3 protein-coding genes are annotated in these 3,106 nt (G+C 56.3%); all 3 read left to right on the forward strand.

Going from position 1 to position 3,106, the window contains the following annotated elements; translation table 11 throughout:
- A partial coding sequence (locus PKX57_RS11745) for a glycoside hydrolase family 3 C-terminal domain-containing protein (RefSeq protein WP_472417499.1) occupies positions 1-725 on the forward strand: 725 nt, incomplete at its 5' end.
- Positions 726-874: 149 nt separating this feature from the next.
- The gene (locus PKX57_RS11750) at positions 875-2,965 is read left to right on the forward strand and encodes a beta-galactosidase (RefSeq protein WP_214050439.1); all 2,091 of its coding nucleotides are present in this window, start codon (positions 875-877) and stop codon (positions 2,963-2,965) included.
- Between the two features lie 14 nt (positions 2,966-2,979).
- Positions 2,980-3,106: hypothetical protein (locus PKX57_RS11755; RefSeq protein ID WP_472417501.1), on the forward strand; the 127-nt coding region annotated here is incomplete at its 3' end.

Below are 3,106 nucleotides of genomic sequence, written 5' to 3' on the forward strand. Positions count from 1 at the left end.
GCGAGAACCGCTCCAGGGCAGACATAACGATACCCGCGGCCCAGAGGCGGCTTCTGAGATCGGTAATGGAAGTCAACGAGAACGTCGTGCTGGTCGTGGTGAGCGGCCGGCCCCTGGTTTTGAGCTGGGAGGAGGCGAACGTGCCGGCGATCCTCCAGCTCTGGCAGCCAGGTCATCAGGCCGGCAACGCGCTTGCCGAAGTCCTCTACGGCATCCACAATCCCTCGGGGAAACTGACGCTGACATTTCCGGCCGCCGTCGGTCAGATACCGGTCTACTACAACAGAAAAAACACGGGCCGTCCGCTCTTCAAGAAGTATATAGATATCCAGGACGAACCGCTCTTCCCCTTCGGCTGGGGTCTGAGCTACACGGATTTCGACTACGAAGATCTCGCACTCTCGAGCGATTCGCCGAAGATGGGGGAAGAGCTTAAAGTGAGCGCGCGTGTCACCAACCGCGGCGATTACGACGGCTCGGAGACGGTTATGCTCTTCATAAGGGATGTGACGGCCTCCGTCACCAGACCTGTGATGGAGCTCAAAGGTTTCGAAAAACTCTTTCTGAAGGCCGGTAGATCGAAGAATGTGCAGTTCGACATAACGGAGGAGATGCTAACTTTCCTCGACGGAAATTTGAAACCGGCTCTCGAGAAGGGGCGGTTCGAGGTCTTCCTCGGGCGCAACAGCGTCGAACACCTGAAGGGCTATTTCGAATTGATCTGAAGAGACACAGAGGATTTTTCATTTATTCAACCGTGAGCGGGAATATACATCCTTCTTCGAAGTTTACGGGATTTTCTTCGGTCCTCTCCGGTATGATAAGCTTGAAATACCGTTGAAACGTTTCAATTAGTTTCAGCAGGAGGTGCGTGGTGAAGCGCGTTGAATGCAGAGACGGGAAGTTCGTCATCGACGGGCGAGAGAGGTTTCTCTTCTCGGCCGAGATGCATTACTTCAGGGTCCCGGCCGACGACTGGTCCGACAGGCTGGAAAAGATAAGACGGGCCGGTTTCGACACGCTGAGCTTCTATGTACCATGGTTCTGGCACGAGACGAAAGAGGGTGAGATAGACTTTCAAGGCCGGACCTCTCCAGAAAGGGATCTGACGGGTTTCACAAGGCTGGCCGTGGAATACGGTTTCGACCTCATCATCAAACCCGGTCCTTACATAATGTCCGAGCTCAAGAACGAAGGCCTTCCCGACTGGCTCTACGTGAAACACCCCGACGGGATCGCGCTGACGGGCGAGGGAAAGCCTCATCCCACCAGAGTCTTTTCGTATCTGCATCCGGGTTTCCTCGACTGCGTGAGAGAGTGGTACGCATCGGTCGCAAAGGTTATCCGGGAGAGCGACGCGATAATGGTCCAGCTCGACAACGAAGTGGGCATGCTCCACTGGGTGACCTCCACGGGCGATTACAGCCCGGTTGCTCTCGACCATTTCCGTGAGTACCTCACCGCCGGGGCGCCGGAACTTCTCGCAGAGTTGGAAGCCTGGAGTTACGGTAAACAGTTCGCCTTTCCCCTGAATGTCGAGTATCACAGGTTCATGAGGCGGTACTTCAGGGAGTACCTCGAGACTCTCTCGCGTTTCATGGATGAGGAGCGCATCGACCTGCCGAGGATAATAAACATACACGGCTTCGACACGCTCGAATACGCCAAGAGAGGCAAGAATTACCCGATCGGCGTCTCGCAGTTGAAGGCTGCGGTCGACATACCGCGGGCCGTTCTTTCGGGCGACTACTACATAGGCAACATAGTACACGAGAACTTCACCGATATAAGTATCTCGAATTCGATCATGACGGCCGTCGAGAATCCCGCCCAGCCGCTCTTCTCGGCCGAATTTCAGAGCGGCTTCCAGCACGACAGGCCGAAACTGATGCCCTCCTCGATAGATCTCTCCAGCCAGCTCTGCATAGCAGGCGGAATGAACGCGATCAATTACTATCTCTTCGTCGGGGGAAGAAACCCCGAAGGAAGCGGCCTCATGGGAAGCGTACACGACTGGCAGGCGCCCATCGGAGCCCGTGGAGAGCTCAGAGGGAGTTACCACAGAATCAGAGAACTGATAAGTATCGTAAGATCCTTCGAGGGAGAGCTGCTGAACGCCGTCCCGGCATTCGACACATGGTTCGGCTTCATCTCCTCTTACTACGCGGGCGAATTCTTCGCTCCGGACGGTAGTCCCTTCGCCTCTATCAAAGCGCACAGGGACATGGCGACGTTCGACGGACTTCTCAGGGGGCTCTTCCTTTTGAACTACACCGCGGGAGCGGTGGATCTGGAAGCGGTCGAGGGAATCGATCCGACCGAACGGCCAGTTCTCTGGGTCTTCTCCGGCGACTTCATGCCGGCCGGTGTTCAGAGAAAGCTCGTCCGATACATGGAAAGCGGCGGGAGGCTGGTTCTCTTCCCGGTGCTGCCGGAGCGCGACGAACACGGCAGAGAGTGCGCGATCATCCGCGACCGCCTGAGCGTTGAAAAAGGCAGAGAGAGGGACTGGTCGATGGCCCGGATCTTCGGCCTGGAAATAAACGCCTTCTACACCGAGAGTTACCGTGAACTTTCGGGCTTTTCGCCTTTCGGGTTCGATGAAGAGGGCGCGGCCTGCGCCTTTTGCGGACCTATCGGGCAGGGCGAGATAGTCATGCTCGGCTGCGGGATAGAGCTAGAGAGGGAGTACAAGCTCGAGGTCCTTCGCAGGCTCGCCGGGCATCTAGGAATAGAAAGAAACGTCGAGATAAAGGGAGAGTTCGTCGATGCCTGGCTCAGGAAAGGGAGGGCCGCGGATTTTCTCTTCCTCAACAACTACGACGACTACGATAAAGCAATCACCGTGAAGACAGGAGATCTTGAATTCGAAGCGACGGTCGAGGGGCGAGCGGGCCTGATCATCCGGCTCGACGGGAGTTCCCAAGAGCAAAAGAAACTCGAGGCCCGCAAGGCCGTCTTTTGAGGAGCGTGTGGAAAGTGAGGCTTTTCGAGAGCAAGTACGGGTACTTCACCCCGGACGGGAGGGAATACGTGATAGTCGATCCACGGACTCCCCGCCCCTGGGTGAACGTTATAAGCAACGGAGATTACTCCATGATCGCCT

The sequence above is a fragment of the Mesotoga sp. genome, from assembly GCF_035363035.1.
Taxonomy (GTDB): Bacteria; Thermotogota; Thermotogae; order Petrotogales; family Kosmotogaceae; genus Mesotoga.